The 21023-nt window shown below is 59.9% G+C and carries 19 protein-coding genes, 3 pseudogenes and 1 riboswitch; of the genes and pseudogenes, 12 read left to right on the top strand and 10 right to left on the bottom strand.

All coding sequences use genetic code 11. The features are described from left to right. Positions 1–953, bottom strand: a 953-nt coding sequence (locus ACT6VE_RS18530; protein WP_444799982.1) for a hypothetical protein, incomplete at its 3' end; no start/stop codon positions are given. 351 nt (positions 954–1304) lie between these two features. Then, positions 1305–2333, bottom strand: a pseudogene (locus ACT6VE_RS18525) (IS3 family transposase). Here ACT6VE_RS18525 and ACT6VE_RS18520 point away from each other — a divergent pair. Further along, positions 2223–3179 (top strand): pseudaminic acid biosynthesis-associated methylase, encoded by a 957-nt coding sequence (locus ACT6VE_RS18520; protein WP_444799981.1) that lies wholly within the window; start codon positions 2223–2225, stop codon positions 3177–3179. The pseudogene ACT6VE_RS18525 and the gene ACT6VE_RS18520 overlap by 111 nt on opposite strands. Positions 3180–3329: 150 nt before the next feature. Here ACT6VE_RS18520 and ACT6VE_RS18515 read toward each other — a convergent pair. Next, positions 3330–4135: pseudogene (locus ACT6VE_RS18515) on the bottom strand (IS256 family transposase); the annotation flags it as partial. A gap of 252 nt (positions 4136–4387) precedes the next feature. Here ACT6VE_RS18515 and ACT6VE_RS18510 point away from each other — a divergent pair. After that, positions 4388–4579, top strand: coding sequence for a hypothetical protein (locus tag ACT6VE_RS18510; protein ID WP_444799980.1), 192 nt, complete (start codon positions 4388–4390; stop codon positions 4577–4579). Further along, complete coding sequence (gene pseF, locus ACT6VE_RS18505) at positions 4579–5274, top strand: pseudaminic acid cytidylyltransferase (protein ID WP_444799979.1); 696 nt, start codon at positions 4579–4581, stop codon at positions 5272–5274. Before ACT6VE_RS18510 ends, pseF (ACT6VE_RS18505) begins: the two co-directional genes overlap by 1 nt. Positions 5275–5577: 303 nt before the next feature. Here the strand turns inward: pseF (ACT6VE_RS18505) and ACT6VE_RS18500 are convergent. Then, positions 5578–5950, bottom strand: a pseudogene (locus ACT6VE_RS18500) (transposase); the annotation flags it as partial. A gap of 383 nt (positions 5951–6333) precedes the next feature. On the opposite strand from ACT6VE_RS18500, the gene pseB reads away from it, so the two are divergent. The 6 genes from pseB to pseI are packed head-to-tail and all read left to right on the top strand — an operon-like array spanning position 6334 to position 12004. Then, positions 6334–7332 carry a UDP-N-acetylglucosamine 4,6-dehydratase (inverting) gene (gene pseB, locus ACT6VE_RS18495; RefSeq protein ID WP_444799978.1) on the top strand — a complete coding sequence of 333 codons (999 nt, stop codon included), beginning with the start codon at positions 6334–6336 and terminating at the stop codon, positions 7330–7332. 2 nt (positions 7333–7334) lie between these two features. After that, positions 7335–8498, top strand: coding sequence for a UDP-4-amino-4,6-dideoxy-N-acetyl-beta-L-altrosamine transaminase (gene pseC, locus ACT6VE_RS18490; protein WP_444799977.1), 1164 nt, complete (start codon positions 7335–7337; stop codon positions 8496–8498). Further along, positions 8495–9190, top strand: coding sequence for a pseudaminic acid cytidylyltransferase (gene pseF, locus ACT6VE_RS18485; RefSeq protein WP_444799976.1), 696 nt, complete (start codon positions 8495–8497; stop codon positions 9188–9190). The genes pseC and pseF (ACT6VE_RS18485) overlap by 4 nt, the downstream gene beginning before the upstream one ends. Further along, positions 9187–10299, top strand: coding sequence for a UDP-2,4-diacetamido-2,4,6-trideoxy-beta-L-altropyranose hydrolase (gene pseG, locus ACT6VE_RS18480; RefSeq protein ID WP_444799975.1), 1113 nt, complete (start codon positions 9187–9189; stop codon positions 10297–10299). Before pseF (ACT6VE_RS18485) ends, pseG begins: the two co-directional genes overlap by 4 nt. Further along, on the top strand, positions 10300–10959 hold the full coding sequence (locus ACT6VE_RS18475) for a formyltransferase family protein (RefSeq protein ID WP_444799974.1): 660 nt from the start codon (positions 10300–10302) through the stop codon (positions 10957–10959). After that, positions 10943–12004: a pseudaminic acid synthase gene (pseI, locus tag ACT6VE_RS18470; RefSeq protein ID WP_444799973.1), complete on the top strand. Its 1062-nt coding sequence runs from the start codon at positions 10943–10945 to the stop codon at positions 12002–12004. Before ACT6VE_RS18475 ends, pseI begins: the two co-directional genes overlap by 17 nt. Before the next feature lie 128 nt (positions 12005–12132). On the opposite strand, the gene ACT6VE_RS18465 is transcribed toward pseI, so the two are convergent. Continuing rightward, on the bottom strand, positions 12133–13239 hold the full coding sequence (locus ACT6VE_RS18465; protein ID WP_444800001.1) for a 2'-deoxycytidine 5'-triphosphate deaminase: 1107 nt from the start codon (positions 13237–13239) through the stop codon (positions 12133–12135). Positions 13240–13318: 79 nt separating this feature from the next. Next, positions 13319–13397: riboswitch (SAM riboswitch) on the top strand. 43 nt (positions 13398–13440) lie between these two features. Here ACT6VE_RS18465 and ACT6VE_RS18460 point away from each other — a divergent pair. Together ACT6VE_RS18460 and apaG are read left to right on the top strand one after the other, a co-directional pair. Then, entirely contained in the window at positions 13441–14625 is a 1185-nt protein-coding gene (locus tag ACT6VE_RS18460) for an O-succinylhomoserine sulfhydrylase (protein ID WP_444799972.1), read from the top strand. 122 nt (positions 14626–14747) lie between these two features. Further along, entirely contained in the window at positions 14748–15140 is a 393-nt protein-coding gene (gene apaG / locus ACT6VE_RS18455) for a Co2+/Mg2+ efflux protein ApaG (protein WP_444799971.1), read from the top strand. A 15-nt stretch (positions 15141–15155) separates the two neighbouring features. On the opposite strand, the gene ACT6VE_RS18450 is transcribed toward apaG, so the two are convergent. The 3 genes from ACT6VE_RS18450 to ACT6VE_RS18440 form a co-directional block, all read right to left on the bottom strand. After that, a complete protein-coding gene (locus tag ACT6VE_RS18450) occupies positions 15156–16148 on the bottom strand; it encodes an Hsp33 family molecular chaperone (protein WP_444799970.1) in 993 nt (330 codons plus the stop codon). Positions 16149–16342: 194 nt separating this feature from the next. Beyond that, a complete protein-coding gene (gene argF / locus ACT6VE_RS18445; RefSeq protein ID WP_444799969.1) occupies positions 16343–17254 on the bottom strand; it encodes an ornithine carbamoyltransferase in 912 nt (303 codons plus the stop codon). A 27-nt stretch (positions 17255–17281) separates the two neighbouring features. After that, positions 17282–18472 (bottom strand): aspartate aminotransferase family protein, encoded by a 1191-nt coding sequence (locus ACT6VE_RS18440; protein ID WP_444799968.1) that lies wholly within the window; start codon positions 18470–18472, stop codon positions 17282–17284. 425 nt (positions 18473–18897) lie between these two features. On the opposite strand from ACT6VE_RS18440, the gene ACT6VE_RS18435 reads away from it, so the two are divergent. Further along, positions 18898–19434, top strand: coding sequence for a GcrA family cell cycle regulator (locus ACT6VE_RS18435; RefSeq protein WP_444799967.1), 537 nt, complete (start codon positions 18898–18900; stop codon positions 19432–19434). Positions 19435–19569: 135 nt separating this feature from the next. On the opposite strand, the gene phoB is transcribed toward ACT6VE_RS18435, so the two are convergent. Next, positions 19570–20253, bottom strand: coding sequence for a phosphate regulon transcriptional regulator PhoB (gene phoB / locus ACT6VE_RS18430; RefSeq protein ID WP_069060129.1), 684 nt, complete (start codon positions 20251–20253; stop codon positions 19570–19572). A 14-nt stretch (positions 20254–20267) separates the two neighbouring features. Beyond that, positions 20268–20996 carry a phosphate signaling complex protein PhoU gene (gene phoU, locus ACT6VE_RS18425; RefSeq protein WP_069060130.1) on the bottom strand — a complete coding sequence of 243 codons (729 nt, stop codon included), beginning with the start codon at positions 20994–20996 and terminating at the stop codon, positions 20268–20270. Between the last annotated feature and the right edge of the window lie 27 nt (positions 20997–21023).

Raw genomic sequence — 21023 nt, 5'->3', positions numbered from 1 at the left:
TTCTCCACGACCGAAACCGCCACCGGCCAGTATTCGGTGTAAACCAGCTCGGAAACAACGCGCTCGACATTCGTCAGTATCGCGTCCAACAGTGTGGGTTTCCGGCGCTTCACGACGTCTGTCGCAGCCTTTATCAGCAGGCTTCTTGCCTGGTAGAACTCTTGCTTGCGCAGAACGGAGAGAACACCCTCCACGTCGCCAGCCTTGAGACGCCTTGTAATTTTCTCGAGAGGGGTCGGCTTGCGGGCTTTGCTCGCGTTCTTCCGGGTCGTGCCATGGGCGAGCAGGATTCCGGCTGTTGCGGTGTCACCGGCATTGGCGTGGCGTTTGGCAATGGCGAAAAGGGCGCTAGCGCCTTCCGGCGAAGCGGGAATGAGTGCGAGAAGAGCCGCAATACCGTCATGTTCCCCCGCGGCAACCAGCGTACCGAGGGCTGAGGCCACGTGATTGAGGCGCGGTTTTGCTGCCGCATTCGACGCGAAGGACGAAATGCAGTCACCGAGACCGGACGGCGAAAGCCAAAGCTGAAGATGGACCGCCGGCACGAAAAGGCTCGGCGGCATGTCGCTCGCCGACAAGGTCAGGCTGCCGTATTGTTCCATAAACTCCCGCCGCGCCGAGATGACATAATCCTCGGCGAGCGTCCTCTTCCGGCGCAACATGTCGAGGATGAGCAGCAACTTAGCGTGCCGAGCATCCTGTTCCAGCGCCGCCGGATAGGAAACCGCTGCATCGAAACGGTCCGAGGCCGCGTCCTTGACGGCGGCAACCAGCGCGACGATATTGCGGCCGCTCAAGGCCGGCGCAGTGCGCCCGTTCTCCACGAGCGAAACGGCCACCGGCCAGTACTCGGTGTAAACCAGAGCGGAAACGACGCGCTCGACATTCGCGAAAACCCCTTCCGACCGCTCGGGCTTCACGCGCTTCGCGATGTCGGTCGCCGCCTTTATCAATAGGCTTTTTGCTTCATCGAACTCATGTCGGCGCAGAACGGACAGAACACCCTCTGCATTGCCAGACCTGAGGCGCTTTGTAACTTTCTCAAGCGGGGTGAGCTTGGGCGCCTTGCTCGCGCTCTTTATCCCCTCTTCCGGCTTATTCTGAGATGCACGCTCCTGGGGAACCTGCTTCGCTCCTGCCGAAAATGGTGCCCGGAGGAAAAGGTATAGTCTTTTGAACATGTTCTCGGACTTCGCTAGTTAGGGATGCGCGCCTTAATAGACCACCCCTCGTTCTGAGTCCACCAAGCGGCCCAGCCCCAATCCAAGCAGTGAATAGCCCCGATTTTCGTAGACATTCTCGGGTTACATTTTCTGCTGCTTTTCGAACTCGACGGGCGACAGCATCCCGTTTCTGACATGTTTGCGCTTCGGGTTATAAAACATCTCGATGTAATCAAACAGGTCCTGCCTGGCGTCGTCTCTTGAACGATAGACCTTCCGGCGTATCCGCTCTCGCTTCAACAGATTGAAGAAGCTCTCAGCCACGGCATTGCCATGACAGTTCCTCGGCGGCTCATCGAATGAACCGGATTGTAGTGCTTTAGGAACGCTGCCCCAGCCCATGCTGGTGAATTGCGATCCCTGATCCGAATGCACCAGCACCTTTTCTTTCGGCTTTCGCCGCCAGACAGCCATCAGCAACGCCTGCAGCACCACATCGGTCATCTGTCGGCTCTGCATCGACCAGCCAATGATGCGGCGGGAATAGAGATCGATCACCACCGCGGGATAGGCGACGCCTTCGCAGGTTCGGATGTAGGTAGTGTCCATGACCCATGGCATTGTCTGGAGCATCGACGTCGAATTGCCGATCCAGCGTGTTGTCGATGACAACGGAAGGCCTACCGCCATAAATGCCTGGGCGACGCTTGTAGCCGATCTGGGTTTTTATCCCGGCAATCCGCGTCAGGCGGACAATCCGGTTCGGGCAGCATGTCTCACCGTGGTCGAGCAAGTCGCCGTGAAGCTTGCGATAGCCGTAAACCTTACCACTTTCCTCCCAAACCTTCCGAAGCAGATCGATTTGCCGCTTGTCTTCGCAGGCACGGTTGCTCAATGGCGTCTGGGGCCAGGCATGGAAGCCGCTGGGATGGATGCGCAACAGGCGGCACATCGTCCGCACCGAAAGCCGCTGTTGATGCTGGGCAACGAACGCGTACTTCACTTTGCATCACTGGCAAAAGATGCCGACGAAAACCTCTTCTTCCACGCGTAGAGCGAATGCTGGCTCACACCCAACCGCTGCGAAACCTCCGAAACCGGGTAGCCCCGCTCAGTGATCTGGCGCACAGCGTCACGGTTAAACTCTTCACTGAAATTCGACCTGCTCATGATGCTCTTCTTGCCTCAAATTTAGGAAAGAAGACCTCTACAAATCTAGGGGCTATTCACGTTACTGGCTTCGCCTCACGGTGGACGGAGCGTACGTCATCCTGTATTGGTGGCGCCACCCAGGGTGAAGCTCCGGCTAACTTACGGCATCACTCAGGGCTGCCCTACTATTTAAGCTTGTTTGTCGGGGGTAACTGTGATGAACGTAGCGCGCAAAAGAGGAAGAGAGCATTGACATACAATACACCGCAAGAAAACTTCTGGGCCGGCGAGTTTGGCGACACCTACGTTGATAGAAATGACGGGGGAAAACTTCTCGCGTCAAAAATTTCGATGTTTTCTAAGATATTGGCGCGAACCCACGACGTAAAGTCTGTGCGGGAACTCGGTGCTAACATCGGCCTAAATATGCTCGCATTCAAGAATCTGCTTCCTGCGGCAACACTCCAAGCCATCGAAATTAACGAAATCGCGCTCGCGCGACTGTCAAGCATCGAAGGTGTGGACGCTAGACTCGGCTCACTGCTGGACGACCATCAAATGGCTCCGGTTGATATGGCGTTTATTGCCGGCGTACTAATTCATATCAATCCAGATGCGCTTGAAACCGCCTATCAGCGGCTCTGGGAATCGAGCAAGCGTTACATTGTGATGGCCGAATATTACAATCCATCGCCAACCTCAATTACCTACCGTGGGCATGAAGGTCGTCTGTTTAAGCGTGATTTCGCCGGTGAAATGATGGATAAATATCCATCGTTGAAGCTGGTCGATTATGGGTTCGTTTATCATCGAGACCCCGTCTTCCCCGGTGATGATCTAACCTGGTTCGTAATGGAAAAATAACGTCGGTCGCTCGCTCTACAACCTCGACGCATGTTGATTGCTACGCCAGCTGCATCGGCTCGTATAAGGTGATATTTCATGCCTGCCCTCCGCTCCGGCGGAGGGCAAAATCTGTGTGTAGTGGATGTACAATCAGATAGCCCGGCGTAAGGCGGAGACGACGCGCCGTCCGCTCTTTCCGGCATAGGCGAGTGCGTTGCGCATGAAGTGAACCCTGCAACGCTGTCAGGTGGAGGAAAGAACTTTCGAGACGGCGGCCTTGATGCCTTCGTGGGCATCGGAGACGACGAGCTTGACGCCACGCAGACCTCGCCGCGTCCGCTTGCGCAGAAACTCCGCCCAGATCGGCTCGGCTTCAGATGTTCCGATTTCGATGCCGAGCACCTCCCGTCGCCCGTCGGGGTTGACGCCAATAGCGATGATAACGGCGACAGAAACGATACGGCCGCCGCGCCGGACCTTGAGATACGTGGCATCGATCCACAGGTAGGGCCAGTCGCCTTCGATGGGGCGGCTGAGGAATGCCTTCACCTTGTCGTCGATCTCTTCACAGAGTCTGGAGACCTGGTTTTTGGAGGTGCCACTCATGCCCATCGCCTTGACCAGATCATCGACGGAGCGGGTGGAGACGCCCTGAATGTAGGCTTCCTGGATCACGGCCGTCAGGGCCTTCCTAGCCATGCGGCGCGGCTCAAGGAAGCTGGGGAAATAGCTGCCGATAGCAGCTTCGGGATGCGCAACTCGACCGTCCCGGCACGGGTCTCCCAGTCCCGGTCGCGGTACCCATTGCGCTGGGCAATCCGGAACGCATTCTTCTCGCCATGGGCCGCGCCCGTCTTCGCCCCGACGTCAAGTTCCATCAACTTCTCGGCGGCAAAGCCGATCATCTCGTGCAGCAAATCCGCATCAGCGCTCTTCTCAACAAGCGAACGCAGGTTCATCATCTCGGCGGTCATCAGTGATCTTTCCATCAGGTTGAGCTTAAACAACCCGACCCTACCGGAAAAAACACTGATGGCTGCCTTCATGCTACACCACTCCATGGTACATCATCTCTCATGCACAGATGATGAATCCATCGCCCTAGGGACTAGATATCTCGCGCAATTCCACGAAGGTTGCTTATCGGTTGCAGCCGCAGGCTAAGTGGACTCCCGATTTGGGGCAATGTATGGATGTTCGCAACCGCGTCACTCTGGAGGCTTAGAATGTCGTACTTTGTCGTCTACTCCGTCATGGGGGAGTCTCGGATAGACGAATTTCCAATCCTAGAGGGCGCGAAAACAGATTTTGCCGAGAAGAAGCGTCTGGATGGTCTTCAGTTTTTTGATGACCGCTTCGTAGTCGGCATTGAAGATCACGCCGGCCAGCGCGTAAGTATTCAGCGGGCCGCGGCCTGATGTCCCTCAACATCGTTGCGATCATCCCTGCCCGTGGCGGCAGCAAGCGCATACCCAAAAAGAACGTCAAGGACTTCTGCGGAAAGCCGATGATCGTTTGGCCGATCGATGCTCTAAAAGCTTTTCCACTGGTCAGCGACATTATCGTATCGACGGACAGCGAAGAAATCAAAGAGGTCGCAGAAGCTCACGGTGCGCGAGCCCCCTTTATGCGCCCGGCAGAGCTGTCCGACGATTTCACCGGCACAGCAGCAGTGACCAAGCACGCAGCTCAGTGGTACTGCGACAACGTTTGTGTCCCAGATCTCTTCCTGACCGTCTACCCGACTGCGGTTTTTCTGTCAGGCGAAGACCTTTTGAAATCAGTCGATCGAATGACCGAGACGGGCGCGGAGATCGTTTTCAGCGCCGCGGAATTCCCCTCCCCGATCCAGCGAGCCGTTTTTCTGAATGATGACGACAGAGCTATCATGTTTCAGCCAGAAAATTACTACATGCGCTCGCAGGATCTCCAGAAGGCGTTCCACAACGCCGGCCAGTTCTATCTGACGAAACCGGAGACGGCGCTGCAGGGAACGCCCGTCTTTGGCGCGCACGCTTCGCTTATCGTTCTTCCACGGCATCGGGTCGTTGACATCGACACTATGGAGGATTTTGAGCTTGCTGAGCGGCTGTTTATGGCTTCACGTCCTTAATCCCTGGTAATATGTATAACGTTTCTCGAAAGACGCGTGTCTGAACCTGAGGGTATGTCCGCCGCTACGAGATCCGCAGAAAGCTGACCGGTCCCGGAATGCCGGAAGGCGACTTGTGCCGAATTTGCCAACTTGGGCGCTGATCCGCGCATAATTTGCCTCGGTGACACTGGCGTGCCCCCATCGGTTGATCCGGGTTTAATGCTAGTGCATGCTGGGTCTGACCGCTCCTGCTGGCGTTGAAGCCGGGCCGTTGTGACGCGGGCACACGGTGGCTTCAGGTGCCGGTGGCTTGTAGTTCAGTGTGGAACGATGCTGGCCGAAAGCCAGGCATGCCCGCCGTTCGGACACACCCAGTTCCTCGGGGACATGGTCCACGCACAGCGGCGGGCGTGGGTTGGAAGCTTCCCCTGGCAGCCTCAGCGAGGATCATCTTGTCCAATGTCAGATCGGAAACAGCCCGCCGAAGCCGGGCATTCTCGGTCTCCAGCTCTTTCAGGCGCTTCACCTGATCGCCCTTCAGGCCACCGTAGTCTGCCCGCCAGCGGTAATATGTAACTACCGTTCCGCCTATCGACCGGATCGCCTCCGCCATCGATTTGCCCTGCGCATTCAGCACGTCAACCTGACACAGCTTCCTGACAATCTCTTCCGCCTTGTGTCTTTTCACTGCCATTTCAATGGCCTTCTTCGGCTCAAAGCCATACTTCAAAAAGGATCACTTTTCAGAGGGAAGACCATTAATAGACCTCCCCTCGTTCTCAGTCCACCAAGCGGCCCAGCCCCAATCCAAGCATGTCCGGCTATGATAAGAAGGTCTTCTGTCATGATCAGCCACGCTCTGCGTGGGCCATAAGGCTGCCTTATTCGACGGCAACATTCTCTCGGTAACGTTACCGAACATGATCAACTAGATCGACCAGAGTTAACCTTTCGATTCAAGTCTTCTCAAGTTGAGACCCTGCGTACATTTAAAACAGTTTGCGAATGATCGCCCTAGCGCATCCACCGGCGTGGTGCTATTTGAGCCATCCGAAAAGCGGATTATAAGGAGTTCCGATGCTCACAGAAGCGTCCATACTTGTCACGGGGGGTACGGGATCATTCGGCAACGCATTCCTGCCGATGACGCTCGCAAAATACAATCCGAAGCGCATTATCGTCTATTCTCGCGACGAAATGAAACAGTGGGAAATGGCAAGGAAGTTCGAGGGGGATCCCCGCGTCCGCTTCTTTATCGGTGATGTCCGTGACAAGGAACGCTTGCATCGCGCACTGGATGGCATCGACTACGTCGTTCATGCGGCCGCGACCAAGATCGTGCCGACGGCAGAATACAATCCGTTCGAATGCGTGAAGACCAACATCCACGGCGCCATGAATTTGATCGACGTCTGCATCGATCGTGGTGTGAAGCGGGTCGTGGCGCTTTCCACGGACAAGGCCAGCAGCCCAGTCAATCTCTACGGTGCGACCAAGCTTGCATCCGACAAGCTGTTTGTGGCGGGCAACTCGTATGCCGGCGGCCATGACACACGTTTTGCAGTCGTGCGCTATGGCAATGTCATGGGTTCGCGCGGCTCGGTCATTCCGTTCTTCCTGTCCATTGCCGACAAGGGCGAACTGCCGATCACCGACGAGCGCATGACACGCTTCATGATCACGCTCGAACAGGGCGTCGAGCTTGTCTGGCATGCATTCGACGATATGGAAGGCGGCGAGATCTACGTCAAGAAGATCCCCTCCATGAAGGTAACCGACCTTGCCCGCGCGATCGTCCCCGACGCGGAACTGCGCTTTGTCGGCATTCGCCCCGGCGAGAAGCTGCACGAGCAGATGATCGGTGAGGAAGACGCGTTCTACACGTATGAATATCCTGATCATTACAAGATTTTGCCCGCCATCCACAACTGGCATGTCAGCAACGAGCGCATCAAGGACGGCGTCAGAGTGCCGGATGGGTTCAGCTACACGAGTAGCAACAACCATGAATGGATGACCACCGAGACCCTCCAGTCCTGGGTCGAAACCAACCGCACGAAAATCGGGGCAGTCTGATCATGATACCGTACGGACGGCAGGAGATCGTCAACGCTGATATCGAGGCCGTTACCAGCGTCCTCAAGTCGGATTATCTGACCCAAGGGCCTGCCGTACCGCGCTTCGAGCAGGCTGCTGCTGCCTATTGCAGTGCCGCCCATGCGGTGGCGGTCAACAGCGCCACGTCGGCTCTGCATATTGCCTGCCTTGCCCTCGGGCTTGGACCTGGCGATTGGCTGTGGACCTCTCCTGTCAGCTTCGTCGCATCCTCGAATTGCGCGCTCTATTGCGGGGCGCAGGTTGATTTTGTGGATATCGATCCTCAAACTTACAATCTGTGCCCTGTCGCGCTCGAACAGAAGCTCTTGGAAGCCGAGAAAACCGGCAAGTTGCCGAAGATCGTCGTCCCGGTTCACCTTTGCGGGCAGCCGTGCGACATGGCTGCGATCGCCGAATTGGCGCGCAGATTTGGCTTCCGCGTCATCGAGGACGCTTCTCATGCGATCGGCGGGAAATACCAGGACAAGGCTGTGGGCAGTTGCCAATACAGCGATATCACGGTGTTCAGCTTCCATCCGGTCAAAATCATCACGACTGCCGAAGGTGGCATGTCGGTGACGAACGACGACAATCTTGCGGAACGCATGCGTCTTCTGCGCAGCCATGGCATCACACGGGATGCCAGCCTGATGACGCATGCGCCGGATGGCCCCTGGTACTATCAGCAGATCGATCTTGGCTTCAACTACCGCCTGACCGAGCTGCAGGCAGCGCTCGGCCTGAGCCAGATGGAGCGGCTCGATGCCTATGTCGCGCGGCGCCACCAGCTCGCAAAGCGCTACGACGAGAAGTTTGCAGGACTGGCGGTCAAAACGCCGTGGCAGCATCCAGACGGCTATTCTGGCCTTCATCTCTACGTAATTCGGCTGGAGCTTGACGGCCGACCGGATGATTTCCATCGCACCGCCTTCCAGGGCCTGCAGGCGAAGGGTATCGGCGTCAACCTGCACTATATCCCGATCCACACGCAGCCCTACTACCAGAAGATGGGCTTCCGGAAAGGCGACTTCCCGCAGTCAGAAGCCTATTATGCGGAAGCAATCAGCCTGCCTATGTTCGCCGCCATGACGGATGAGCAGCAGGACACGGTTGTCACCGCCCTGACGGAGGTCCTGTCGGCATGAGGCTGGCGGTTATTCCGGCACGCGGCGGGAGCAAGCGCATACCGCGCAAAAACGTCAAGCCGTTTGCCGGCAAGCCAATGATCGTCTGGTCCATCGATGCGGCGCTGGAAAGCGGCTGCTTCGACCGCATTATCGTCTCGACCGACGATGAGGAAATCGCGGCAATCGCTTCGAAAGCGGGCGCCGACGTTCCGTTCATGCGGCCAGCCAATCTGAGTGACGACTATACGGGCACGATCCCGGTTGTCGCGCACGCCATATCCTGGATGCAGGAACACGCGCGTCCGGCGGAAACTGTCTGCTGCATTTATGCGACTGCGCCATTCGTGCGCGCAGAAGACATCCGCCGGGGGCAAGCCATCCTCGAAGAAGGCGGCGCCGATTACGCTTTCAGCGTGACGTCTTTTCCCTTTCCCATCCAGCGGGCCATTCGCCTGAAGGCCGAGGAAAGGGTCGAGATGTTCTGGCCTGAGCATTTCGCCAGCCGCTCCCAGGATCTGGAGGAAGCCTTCCACGATGCCGGGCAGTTTTACTGGGGGCGGGCGGAGGCTTGGCTCGCGGGGCGTCCACTTTTCTCGCCGCAAGCCGCTGCCGTCGTTCTGCCGCGCCATCGTGTCCAGGATATCGACACTCCGGAAGACTGGCAGCGCGCAGAATTCATGTTCACCGCGCTCAATGCGGCAGGCGAATGACACGACGGATCCGGGTTGCATTTCGCGCAGATGCCTCTCTCGATATCGGGACCGGCCACGTGATGCGTTGCCTGACCTTGGCGCAGGCCCTGCAAGCCCACGGCGCGGAATGCCTGTTCTTATGCCGTGAGCATGCCGGGCACCTGTTGGATGTCATCCGAAATCGCGGTTTTGAGGCCCGGTCCCTGCCCTTGCACGATCCAGCCGTTTCGACCAGCACCGAAGGCGAGCCCTCTCACGCCGCCTGGCTTGGTACCGATTGGCGTACCGATGCGGACGATGTGATTGCGGCTCTCGACGGCGAGGTCCTAGACTGGCTGGCCGTCGATCATTATGCACTCGACCGGCGCTGGGATAGCGCGCTTCGCCCCTTCTGCAAGCAATTGCTTGCCATCGACGACCTTGCCGACCGCAAGCACGATTGTGACGTGCTGCTCGACCAGAATCTCGGGCGCGCTGTCTCGGACTATAGCGGGCTTGTCCCACCGCATGCGCGCGTCCTGGCAGGCCCCATGCACGCGCTGCTGCGTCAGGACTTCTCGGTATTGCGCGATGCCAGCCTAGCCCGCCGGCATACGTCCTCAACCATTCGCCATGTCCTGATTTCCATGGGCGGTGTGGACCAACCCAACGCTACGGCGCGAATGCTCGAAGCTCTGCAGCATACGGATTTGCATGCCACCTGCCGGGTGACCGTCGTGTTGGGGCCGCACGCGCCCTGGCGCGCCGACATTCTCGCACGCGCGACCGGCATGAAATGGCCGACGGAGGTTTTGATCAATGTCGCCGACATGGGGTCATTGATGGCCGCGAGCGATCTGGCCATCGGAGCGGCGGGCACCACATCCTGGGAGCGTTGCTGCCTTGGTTTGCCGGCCCTCATCGTTGTCCTGGCCGACAACCAAAAGGATGCCGCCCGTGCCCTGGAACGGGAAGGCGCCGCGGTCGCCCTGAAACAGTTTCCGGATACGGCATTCGACATCGAACTCGAAGCAGCCGTGCATGAATTGATCAGCGCCCCGGAAAAGCTTATGGCCATGAGCAAGGCGGCATCCGCCGTGACGGATGGCCAGGGCGCCGACCGCTTGGCCTTATCTATGGTGACGTGAATGACACTCAGGATCACGATACTTTGCAGCTCGGAAACGCACCCGATCAATCAATATCTGTTTGACTGGATGTCGCAGAACGCGACTGAAAACGAAATCTCCATCGCCCGGAAGAAATCCGAACTTCAGGGCGGGGATATCCTTTTCCTGATTTCGTGCAATGAGATCCTGAAGCAGGAAGATCTTGACCGCTACGGAAAGGCCCTGGTTCTTCATGCCAGTGATCTTCCATTGGGCCGCGGGTGGAGCCCGCATATCTGGCAGATTGTCGATGGCGCCACGGAAATCACGATGAGCCTGCTGGAAGCCGCGGAAAAAGTGGATCGCGGCGATATCTGGATGAAGTTGAAGGTGCAGGTTCCTCGGGGCGCACTGTGGAACGAAATCAATCACCTCCTGTTCAAAGCAGAACTGCAGCTGATGGATTTTGCCGTGAAGGCCTATCATACCGTTCGCCCGGAACCCCAATCCGCAAGCATAACGCCGACATATTACCCCAAGCGAACCCCTGCAGACAGCAGGCTGGATCCGACAAAGAGCCTTGAAGAGCAGTTTGATCTGATAAGGGTATGCGATCCCGAGCGGTTTCCTGCCTTCTTCGAACTGCATGGACACACGTATGTGATAAAATTGGAGAGACGCGATGAAGCCGCCGATTAAAATTGCAAACAGATCGATTGGGGACGACTTCCCCCCCTACGTCATTGCCGAAATGTCGGCAAACCACAACGGCGATCTCTCCGCCGCCTTGAGGATCATTGAGGCCGCCAAGGAAGTCGGTGCAGACGCCGTCAAGATCCAGACCTACCGTCCAGACACCATCACGCTGAACAGCAACCTGCCCGATTTCCAGATCGTTGGCGGCCTGTGGGGCGGAAAAACCCTGTACGAGCTCTATGAGTGGGCACATACGCCGTGGGAATGGCATGCGGAGCTTTTCGAGCACGCGCGCAAACTCGGCATCACGATGTTCAGCTCACCCTTCGATACGACCGCCGTCGATCTGCTGGAAGACCTGAACGCCCCCGCATACAAGATCGCGTCCTTCGAGGCGGTTGATCTGCCGCTGATCCGCTATGTTGCCTCCACCGGCAAGCCGATGATTATTTCGACCGGTATGGCCGACGCGGAAGAAATCCAGGAGGCCATCGACGCGGCCTACGCCGGGGGCTGCCGCCAGCTTGCGGTTCTTCACTGCGTCAGCGGTTATCCGGCACCCGCCGCGGACTACAATCTGCGAACGATTCCGGACATGATCGCACGGCACGGTATCGTGACCGGGCTTTCGGATCACACGTTGGACAACACGACGGCAATTGCCAGTGTTGCTCTGGGTGCCAACATCATCGAAAAGCACTTCACGCTCGACCGCTCGGCTGGCGGCCCGGACGACAGCTTCTCCCTTGAACCCGCCGAATTCTCTGCACTTTGCAGCGGTGCGCGCACGGCGTGGGAAGCCATTGGCCGTGTTGACTATGGTCGCAAATCCAGCGAACGCGACAACGTGAAGTTCCGGCGATCCCTTTACTTTGTGAAAGACCTCAAGGCTGGCGACGTGATCACGGCTGATGCGGTGCGCAGTGTGCGTCCCGGCTTTGGCCTAGCGCCCAAGCACCTGGATGTTGTCATCGGCGCACGCCTATCGGTGGACGTGCAGGCCTGCACCCCGGTTCTGGCGGCAGTGATCGCTGACAGGCAGTTCTAGGCCGGCACTCCGCCGCCTCGAATTCATGACAACGCGCCGGCTGTTAGCAAATAGCCGGCGCTGAACTGTCGTAGACACCCCGAAGCTTCACAGGCACATAGCTGCGGGAAACGCCTTCGCGAACAGCTTTATCCGACGCGGAAATGCTTGGAGAGTTTTAGACCCTGTGCCTGATAGTTCGATCCGAGACCGGAGCCGTAAAGGCCCTCCGGCGTATCAAGCATGTGCTCATAGACGAGGCGGCCGACGATCTGGCCGTGTTCCAGGATGAAGGGCACTTCGTGGCTGCGCACTTCCAGCACCGCGCGGCTACCGGAGCCGCCGGCCGGGGCGTGGCCGAAGCCGGGATCGAAGAAGCCGGCATAATGCACGCGGAACTCGCCGACGAGCGGGTCGAAGGGCGTCATCTCGGCGGCGTAGAGCGGCGGGACGTGCACGGCTTCCCGCGAAACGAGAATGTAGAACTCGTCCGGATCGAGGATCAGTTCGTTGCGGCCGCGGCTGAACAGCGGCTCCCAGAAATCGAAGATGTCGTGCTGGTTCTTGCGATCGACATCAATGACAGAGGTGTGATGTTTGCCGCGATAGCCGATCAGTCCTTCCGGGCCGGTGCCCTTGAGGTCTATCGACAGCGCGATGCCGCCGCCGGAGACGTTCGGCGTGTCGCTGGCAACGAGCGTGTCGCTGGTGTGCAGCGCCAGCAGTTCGTTTTCGCCGAGCAGGGCCTTGCCTTTCCGGAAGCGTATCTGCGACAGGCGCGAACCGCGCCGCACGACTATCGGGAAGGTACGCGGCGAGATTTCGAGATAGAGCGGGCCGGAATAGCCGGCCGGGATCTTGTCGAATTCCTGCGCGCGATCGGTGATGACGCGGGTGAAGATATCGAGGCGACCGGTCGAGCTTTTCGGGTTCGCCGAAGCCGCGAGTTCCGCCGGCAGGTCGAGGCTTTCCATCAGCGGCACGATGTAGACGCAGCCCGTTTCGAGCACCGCGCCCTCGGACAGATCGATGACGTGCAGCTTCAGCCGGTCGAGCTTGTCGGCGACGAGATGGGCGGGGCCGGGCAGGAAGCTGGCACGCACGCGAAAGGCTATCGCGCCGAGGCGCAGGTCCAGGCTCGCCGGCTGGATCTGGTCGTCGTCGAGGGGCGCCTCGCTCTTCAGCCGTCCGCTGTCGAACAAGCCGCGAATGGCGTTGTCCGCCAGAATGCCCGTGCTGCGCACCGCAGAAGCCATCATCATACCGTCCCGTGAGAAGGCCCGCACAAAACCAAATGCCGGCAATTGACGCAAGCGCGGCCGCGCAGTAATAACAAGGTTATCCCGTGGTGATTTGGCCGGCCGGCTTGCAGCCACGTAAAACAAGTAGCTAAAAAGGCCGGGTTTGAAACCGGCCTGCTTTTGCGGCCGGTTTTTTTGTTTGAAGGCGACAATCACATGAGCAAGTCCTGGCGCCCGGCCACCCAACTCGTTCACGGCGGAACCACCCGCTCCCAGCACGGCGAAACCGCAGAAGCAATCTTCCTCACGCAGGGTTTCGTCTATGACACGTCGGCTGCGGCCGAAGCCCGCTTCAAGGGCGAGACGGACGGTTTCATCTACGCCCGCTACGGCAGCCCGACCAACGACATGTTCGAAAAGCGCATGTGCCTGCTGGAAGGCGCCGAAGACGCACGCGCCACCGCCTCGGGCATGGCTGCCGTCACCGCTGCGATCCTCTGCCAGCTCAAGGCCGGCGACCATATCGTCGCCGCCCGCGCGCTGTTCGGTTCGTGCCGCTGGGTCGTCGAGACGCTCGCGCCGAAATACGGCATCGAATGCACGCTGGTTGATGGCCGCAATCTCGCCAACTGGGAAAAGGCCATTCAGAAAAACACGAAAGTGTTCTTCCTCGAAAGCCCGACCAATCCGACGCTGGAAGTGATCGACATTGCCGGTGTGGCGAAGCTCGCAAACCAGATCGGCGCCAAGGTCGTCGTCGACAACGTGTTTGCAACGCCGCTCTTCCAGAAGCCGCTCGAACTCGGCGCGCATATCGTCGTCTATTCCGCCACCAAGCATATCGACGGCCAGGGCCGCTGCCTCGGCGGCGTCGTGCTGTCCGACAAGGAATGGATCGACGAGCATCTGCACGATTACTTCCGCCACACCGGCCCGGCCATGTCGCCGTTCAATGCCTGGACGCTGCTGAAAGGGATTGAAACACTTCCGCTGCGCGTAAAACAGCAGACGGAAAATGCCAGCCGCGTCGCCGACTTCCTCGCCGAACAGAGTCAGGTTGCCAGCGTGATCTATCCGGGCCGCAAGGACCATCCGCAGGCCGACATCATCGCCAAGCAGATGACGGGCGGCTCGACGCTCGTCTGCTTCGAGCTGAAGGGTGGCAAGGAAGCAGCCTTCGCGCTGCAGGACGCGCTCCAGGTCGCGAAGATCTCCAACAATCTCGGCGACGCAAAGAGCCTGATCACCCATCCGGCGACGACGACGCACAAGAACCTGACGGACGAGGCGCGCGCCGAGCTTGGCATGTCGGACGGAACGGTCCGCTTTTCCGCCGGTATCGAGGACAGCGAAGACCTGCTCGAGGATTTTGCCCGCGCGCTCTCCAAGGTCAGAGCCTGACCTTCAGCAACAGATGGACAAATACGGAGGCACCGGTCGATGAGGCCGGTGCCTCTTTGCTTATCCTTGACGAAACCACATTCCTGTAGAATAGCAGGAGCTAATCAGTTCAAGGCTTGCCCATGTATCGTGCGCTGACCCGCGACATCGAAGTGACCGTAGAGCCGTACTATCTGGCCGACCAATCAGACCCCGACGACAGCCGGTATGTTTGGGGATACAGGGTCGTCATATCCAACCATTCCAACGTCGCGGTGCGGCTGATGACGCGCTACTGGCATATCACTGACCAGAATGGCCAGGTGGACGAGGTGAACGGTCCAGGCGTCATCGGCGAGCAGCCGGTGCTGCGCCCCGGTGATACCTACGAATATTCCTCCGGCTGCCCGCTCGAAACCCCCTCCGGCATCATGTTCGGCCGATATCTCATGGAAACCGAGAGCGGCGAAGCCTTCAACGTCGCCATTCCCGCCTTCTCGCTGGATACACCGGGACAACCGCGCACCCTCAACTGAGGATGCGCTTGGGCCCTACTGCGGCAGGACTTCCGCCGCGTCGAAGCGGTAGGTCGTCGAGCAGAACTCGCAGGTGACCGAGATGTCGCCCTTGTCGTCCGCGGTGTGCGCAATATCGTCGGCGCTGAAGCCGACCAGCACACCCTTCAGTTTCTCGCGCGAGCAGGAGCAGCGGTCAAAGACCTGTTGCGGCTGGTAGACACGCACGCCGCGCTCGTGGAAGAGGCGGAACAGCAGCCGTTCGGTGCCGACAGTCGGGTCCGTCAGCTCGTCAGCGTCGATCGTCTCGACCATCGCCTTGGCTTCCGCCCAGTTGTCATCGTCGTCGATCTCGTGGCCGACATCGTCGCCATCGCCGCCGGGCAAATCGGGGTGGCGCATGCGTTCCGGTGCCTGCGGCAGGAACTGCATGACCATGCCGCCGGCCCGCCAGCGGTGGCGCGCCTTGCCGGCCTCGTCACGATCGAAGAGTTCGGCAACGCCGAGCCGCACCCTGGTTGGAATCTGTTCGGACTGACGGAAATAGACGCCGGCAATCTCCTCCAGCGTCTCGCCGTCCAGCGGCACGATGCCCTGGTAGCGTTGCGTGTGCACGCCCTGATCTATCGTGAAGGCCAGAATGCCCTTGCCGAGCAATTCGTGCGGCTCCGTCGTGCCGGCGGCGATGGCGGCATCGAGGGCTGCCTGGTCGAAGCGGGCATAGGCGCGCACATTCTCCGGTGCTGAGAAATCGGCAACGAGCAGGTCGACCGGGCCGTCGCCCTTCGTCTGGACGATCAGCTTGCCTTCGAACTTCAGCGAGGTGCCGAGCAGCACGGTGAGTGTAATCGCCTCGGCGAGCAGCCGAGCGACGGGGGCAGGATAATTGTGCCGGCCCAGAATAGTATCGAGCATGGGGCCGAGCTGCACGGCACGGCCGCGCACGTCGAGACCCTCCACCTGAAACGGCAGGATATGGTCGTCGCCGGAATAACCGAGCTCACCGAGTTTCAAGGCATTGTCAGCCATCATCATTCTGCTCCTTGCACACCGGGAAGCCACCGGGCCATGGGCCCGGCTGCTTGCGACCGGCATTCTACCGTGATTCAGCGCTATCACCCGATCATTCCATACCGGACGGGCATGCGCCAGAGAGAGCGCCTTACAAGCGCCCTGTGATGGCCCCTAGATCGTGTCGGTCGCCGTGTTTTTCAAGACGGCCGTCAGACGGCGCCGAGGCACCAGGCAAGGATCGATTTTTGCGCATGCAGACGATTTTCCGCCTCATCGAAAACCACCGACTGCGGGCCGTCGATCACTTCGTCAGTGACCTCCTCGCCACGATGCGCCGGCAGGCAATGCATGAACAGCGCATCCTGGTTCGCACGCGCCATCATCTGCTTGTTGACCTGATAGGGTTGGAAGATGTTGTGGCCGCGGGCGCGGTGTTCCTGGTTCATCGAGACCCAGCAGTCGGTGACGACGAGATCGACGCCGTCGATGATCGCCTCGGGATCATGGCCGAGCAGGATGTTGCCGCCATTGTCGCGCGCCCAGTTCAGGATCTTGTCATCCGGCTCGGAGCCCATCGGCACGGCCATCCTCATCGTGTAGCCGAAGCGGGCCGAGCCCTCGACGAAGGAATGCAGCACATTGTTGCCGTCGCCCGTCCAGGCGAAGGTCTTGCCTTTCGTCGAGCCGCGATGCTCCTCGAAGGTCATGATGTCGGCCATGATCTGGCAGGGATGCGTCAGGTCCGTCAGCGCGTTGATGACCGGCACGGTGGCGTGCTCGGCAAGCTCCAGCAGACGGTTATGGTCTGTCGTGCGGATCATGATGGCATCGACGTAGCGCGACAGGACCTTGGCCGTGTCGCCGATCGTCTCGGCGCGGCCGAGCTGCATTTCCGTGCCCGACAGGAACAGCGTCTCGCCGCCGAGCTGGCGCATGCCGACATCGAAGGAGACGCGGGTTCGGGTCGAAGGTTTCTCGAAGATCATCGCGAGCATCTTGCCGGCGAGCGGCTTGGCTTCCGTGCCGGCCTTGCGGGCGGCCTTTCGCGTGTGCGCATCGTCCATGATGACGCGGAGATCGCTTTCCGAAACGGCGGAAAGGTCGAGAAAATGCTTGGCCATGATATGTCCTGTCTGTCTCGGTCCTGCTTATGCGGCTTTGGCCGCCGTCAGCTTTTCGGCTGCGCGCTCGATGCGGGCGAGCCCCTCGCGCGCCTCTTCCGCCGTGACGGTAAGCGGCGGCAGCAGCCGCAGCACATTGTCACCGGCGGGCACGCCGAGCAGCTTTTCCGCACGCACGGCCTTCAGAAGGTCGGCGACCGGAATCTTTGCCTTGATGCCGAGCATCAGGCCTTCGCCGCGGACATCCTCGATGATCTCCGGGAAACGGTCCTTGAGGGCCGCGAGGCCCTGGCGGAAGACGAGGGCGATGTCGCGGACATGATCGAGAAACCCGTCTTCCAGCACGACGTCGAGCACGGCATTGCCGACAGCCATGGCGAGCGGATTGCCGCCATAGGTGGAGCCGTGCGTGCCGGCGACCATGCCGGCGGCCGCTTCGTTCGTCGCAAGGCAGGCGCCGAGCGGGAAGCCGCCGCCGATGCCCTTGGCGACCGCCATGATGTCCGGCGCAACACCGGACCATTCATAGGCGAACAGGCGACCGGTGCGACCGACGCCGGACTGCACTTCGTCGAGGATCAGCAGCAGGCCATATTCGTCGCAGAGCTGGCGCAGTTCCTGCATGAATTCCTTCGGCACCGGGCGGATGCCGCCCTCGCCCTGTACAGGCTCGATCAGGATCGCCGCTGTTTCCTCGGTGATCGAATCCTTGACGGCCGTGATGTCGCCGAAGGGAACCTTGAGGAAGCCTGGCGCCTTGGGGCCAAAACCCTCGATGTACTTTTCCTGCCCGCCGGCGGCGATGGTCGCGATCGTGCGGCCGTGGAAGGCGCCGTCGAAGGTGATGATGTGGAACTTGCCGGGGTGACCCTTGGCGAAATGGTAGCGACGCGCCGTCTTGATCGCGCATTCCAGCGCTTCCGCCCCCGAATTGGTGAAAAACACCTTGTCGGCGAAGGTCGCCTCCGTCAGCCGGCGACCGAGAATTTCCTGGCCCGGAACCTCATAGAGGTTGGACAGGTGCCAGACCTTGTCGGCCTGGTCCTTCAGTGCGGCGACGAGATGGGGATGCGCATGGCCCAGCGAATTGACGGCGACGCCGGCGGCGAAATCGAGATATCGCTCGCCATTTTCGGCGACCAGCCAGACGCCCTCCCCGCGCGTGAACCGGAGCGGTGCACGCATATAGGTTTCATAGAGCGGCGCGGCATCGGCCATGGCGCGGATCCTCCGAAAAGAGATGCGGAAAAACTCGTTTACGACTTGACTTTTCCAGGCTCCAGAAAAATCAAAAACCGCCTTTCGGCGGCATGCTGCACTATCGGCATTTCCCCCTGCAATGTCAATGAAATGCGCGTCTGAAATGCCGCTGAACCTACCGCAACGTGAGGATTCACGATACGCGCGCAAGGTGTCGCTCTTGAGTCACACCAGGGCAGCAAGTTGGGGAAAACTACGAAATCGATTCGCACCGATTCCCGCGACTCTTGTCACAGAGTCCCCCGAACTCTAGGTTAAAGACCAATTACTAGACTGCATGCGGCGGAACTAGTCACCAAAAGAGTTAGGGCGTTCAAATTCCGGACCTGTCCGGAACGCGATGAGGGATTCCCACATTGCGAACGTCGAACGGAGACGAGAAGATGAACTGGACAGACGAGCGGGTCGAGAAACTCACGAAGCTCTGGAGCGAAGGCCTGAGCGCGAGCCAGATCGCTGCGCAGCTCGGCGGCGTCAGCCGCAACGCTGTCATCGGCAAAGTGCACCGGCTGAATTTGCCGGGCCGTGCGAAAGCCGGCGGCACACCAAGCGCCACCCGTCCGAAGCGCCCCGTCGTTGCAGCGCCGCGGCCGTCGAACTTCGCGGCCCGTCCGGTCCCCGCTCGCGTAGCAACGCGCCCGGCCGGCATGATCATCGCCAAGGAAGATATCGACGCCGGTTTCGACGCGCAGATCGAGCAGCTTCCGGTTCCCGCCAACGGCAACAAGACGGTTGTGCCGATGTCGCGGAAGCTGGAACTGACCGAGCTGACCGAGCGCACCTGCAAATGGCCGATCGGCGACCCGCTGAACGACGACTTCCACTTCTGCGGCAATGAGTCCCCGGACAACTCGCCCTACTGCACCTACCACCAGCGCCTCGCCTACCAGCCTTCGGCTGAACGGCGCCGGATGCGCTAGCCGAAACGAAAAGCTGAATGCGATGAGGGCCCGGAAGGGCCCTTTCTTTTGTGCTGACGAAGGGCGCGTACGGCCCCCAAAAACGCAAACAGGCCCCGAAAGGCCCATTTCCGTCCTTGGGAGGAAACGTTTTTCTCAGGTTTCCAGCGAGTAGCCGGCGCCGCGGACCGTGCGGATGACGTCCTGCATGTTGGCGAAATTGAGCGCCTTGCGCAGGCGCCCGACATGCACGTCGACGGTGCGTTCGTCGACATAGATGTCATGGCCCCAGACGCCATCGAGAAGCTGCGAGCGCGAGAAGACGCGGCCGGGCGAGGTCATCAGGAACTCCAGCAGGCGGAACTCCGTCGGGCCGAGGCGGACTTCGCGAGTGCGCCGGTGCACGCGGTGCGTCTCGCGGTCGAGTTCGATATCGCCGCAGCGCAGCACCGTCGAGACGACCTCGGGCTTTGCGCGGCGCAACATGGCGCGAACGCGGGCGACAAGCTCCGGCGTCGAGAACGGCTTGACGACATAGTCGTCGGCGCCGGTCGCGAGCCCACGTACGCGCTCGCTCTCCTCGCCGCGTGCCGTCAGCATGATGATCGGCAGGCGCTCGGTTTCGGGGCGCTGGCGCAGCCGCCGGCACAGCTCGATGCCCGAAACGCCCGGCAGCATCCAATCGAGGATGAGAAGGTCCGGCAGTCGCTCCTGCAGGCGCATCTCGGCCTCGTCACCGTTCAGGATCGTATCGACCTCAAAACCTTCGGCCTCGAGATTGTAGCGCAGGAGGACGCTGAGCGCTTCCTCGTCTTCGACGACGGCAATTCTGGGCACCATGGAGGTGAAACTCCTTACTCGGAGGCGTCGGTAACGTCGGCAGTGACAACCGACGTCGTGGTGTCGTCCTTCGGGCGCTCACCCTCGGGCTGCGAGCCGGTCGCCATATAGTAGATGGTTTCCGCAATGTTGGTCGCGTGGTCGCCAATGCGCTCGATGTTCTTGGCGCAGAACAGCAGATGCGTGCAGGGCGTGATGTTGCGCGGATCTTCCATCATGTAGGTCAGGAGTTCGCGGAACAGCGATGTGTAGATCGCGTCGATCTCGTCGTCGCGCTCGCGGATGGCCTTGGCCTTCTCGATCGAGCGGGTCGCGTAGACGTCGAGGACTTCTTTCAGCTGCATCAGCGCGAGTTCCGCGAGATGCTCGAGACCACGGGTGAGCTTGCGCGGCATGCCCGAGCTCTGCACGGCGATAACGCGCTTGGCGGTGTTCTTGCCAAGGTCGCCGACGCGCTCCAGTTCGGCCGCGATGCGGATGGCGCCCATGATTTCGCGCAGATCCGCCGCCATCGGCTGGCGCTTGGCGATCGTGACGATCGCCTTCTCGTTGATCTGGCGCTCGGCAGTGTCGAGGATGACGTCCTCGGAAATGACCTTCTGCGCCAGGGCGCCATCGGTGGCAACCAGGGCCCGGACGGCATCCGCCACCATCTGCTCGGCCGTGCCGCCCATCTCGGAGATGCGGCGGGAGAGGTATTTCAGTTCTTCGTCGTAAATCGAGACGATATGGGTCGATGACATGGTTCTGTCCTTAATGCGCTCGGGTTC

Source organism: Shinella sp., from assembly GCF_052438155.1.
Classification (GTDB): Bacteria; Pseudomonadota; Alphaproteobacteria; order Rhizobiales; family Rhizobiaceae; genus Shinella.
Note: the sequence above shows the minus strand (reverse complement) of the source record. Positions and strands in the feature narration are given on the sequence as shown.

Bases quoted from the DNA above. Each gene is read 5' to 3' on its own strand.
- pseF (WP_444799979.1), top strand. From the start codon at position 4,579: ATGTCCCTCAACATCGTTGCGATCATCCCTGCCCGTGGCGGCAGCAAG.
- ACT6VE_RS18440 (WP_444799968.1), bottom strand. From the start codon at position 18,472: ATGGCCGATGCCGCGCCGCTCTATGAAACCTATATGCGTGCACCGCTC.
- ACT6VE_RS18460 (WP_444799972.1), top strand. From the start codon at position 13,441: ATGAGCAAGTCCTGGCGCCCGGCCACCCAACTCGTTCACGGCGGAACC.
- ACT6VE_RS18510 (WP_444799980.1), top strand. From the start codon at position 4,388: ATGTCGTACTTTGTCGTCTACTCCGTCATGGGGGAGTCTCGGATAGAC.
- phoU (WP_069060130.1), bottom strand. From the start codon at position 20,996: ATGTCATCGACCCATATCGTCTCGATTTACGACGAAGAACTGAAATAC.
- ACT6VE_RS18465 (WP_444800001.1), bottom strand. From the start codon at position 13,239: ATGGCTTCTGCGGTGCGCAGCACGGGCATTCTGGCGGACAACGCCATT.
- phoB (WP_069060129.1), bottom strand. From the start codon at position 20,253: ATGGTGCCCAGAATTGCCGTCGTCGAAGACGAGGAAGCGCTCAGCGTC.
- ACT6VE_RS18475 (WP_444799974.1), top strand. From the start codon at position 10,300: ATGACACTCAGGATCACGATACTTTGCAGCTCGGAAACGCACCCGATC.
- ACT6VE_RS18520 (WP_444799981.1), top strand. From the start codon at position 2,223: ATGCTGGCTCACACCCAACCGCTGCGAAACCTCCGAAACCGGGTAGCC.
- pseG (WP_444799975.1), top strand. From the start codon at position 9,187: ATGACACGACGGATCCGGGTTGCATTTCGCGCAGATGCCTCTCTCGAT.
- apaG (WP_444799971.1), top strand. From the start codon at position 14,748: ATGTATCGTGCGCTGACCCGCGACATCGAAGTGACCGTAGAGCCGTAC.
- pseB (WP_444799978.1), top strand. From the start codon at position 6,334: ATGCTCACAGAAGCGTCCATACTTGTCACGGGGGGTACGGGATCATTC.
- pseC (WP_444799977.1), top strand. From the start codon at position 7,335: ATGATACCGTACGGACGGCAGGAGATCGTCAACGCTGATATCGAGGCC.
- ACT6VE_RS18435 (WP_444799967.1), top strand. From the start codon at position 18,898: ATGAACTGGACAGACGAGCGGGTCGAGAAACTCACGAAGCTCTGGAGC.
- argF (WP_444799969.1), bottom strand. From the start codon at position 17,254: ATGGCCAAGCATTTTCTCGACCTTTCCGCCGTTTCGGAAAGCGATCTC.
- ACT6VE_RS18450 (WP_444799970.1), bottom strand. From the start codon at position 16,148: ATGGCTGACAATGCCTTGAAACTCGGTGAGCTCGGTTATTCCGGCGAC.
- pseF (WP_444799976.1), top strand. From the start codon at position 8,495: ATGAGGCTGGCGGTTATTCCGGCACGCGGCGGGAGCAAGCGCATACCG.
- pseI (WP_444799973.1), top strand. From the start codon at position 10,943: ATGAAGCCGCCGATTAAAATTGCAAACAGATCGATTGGGGACGACTTC.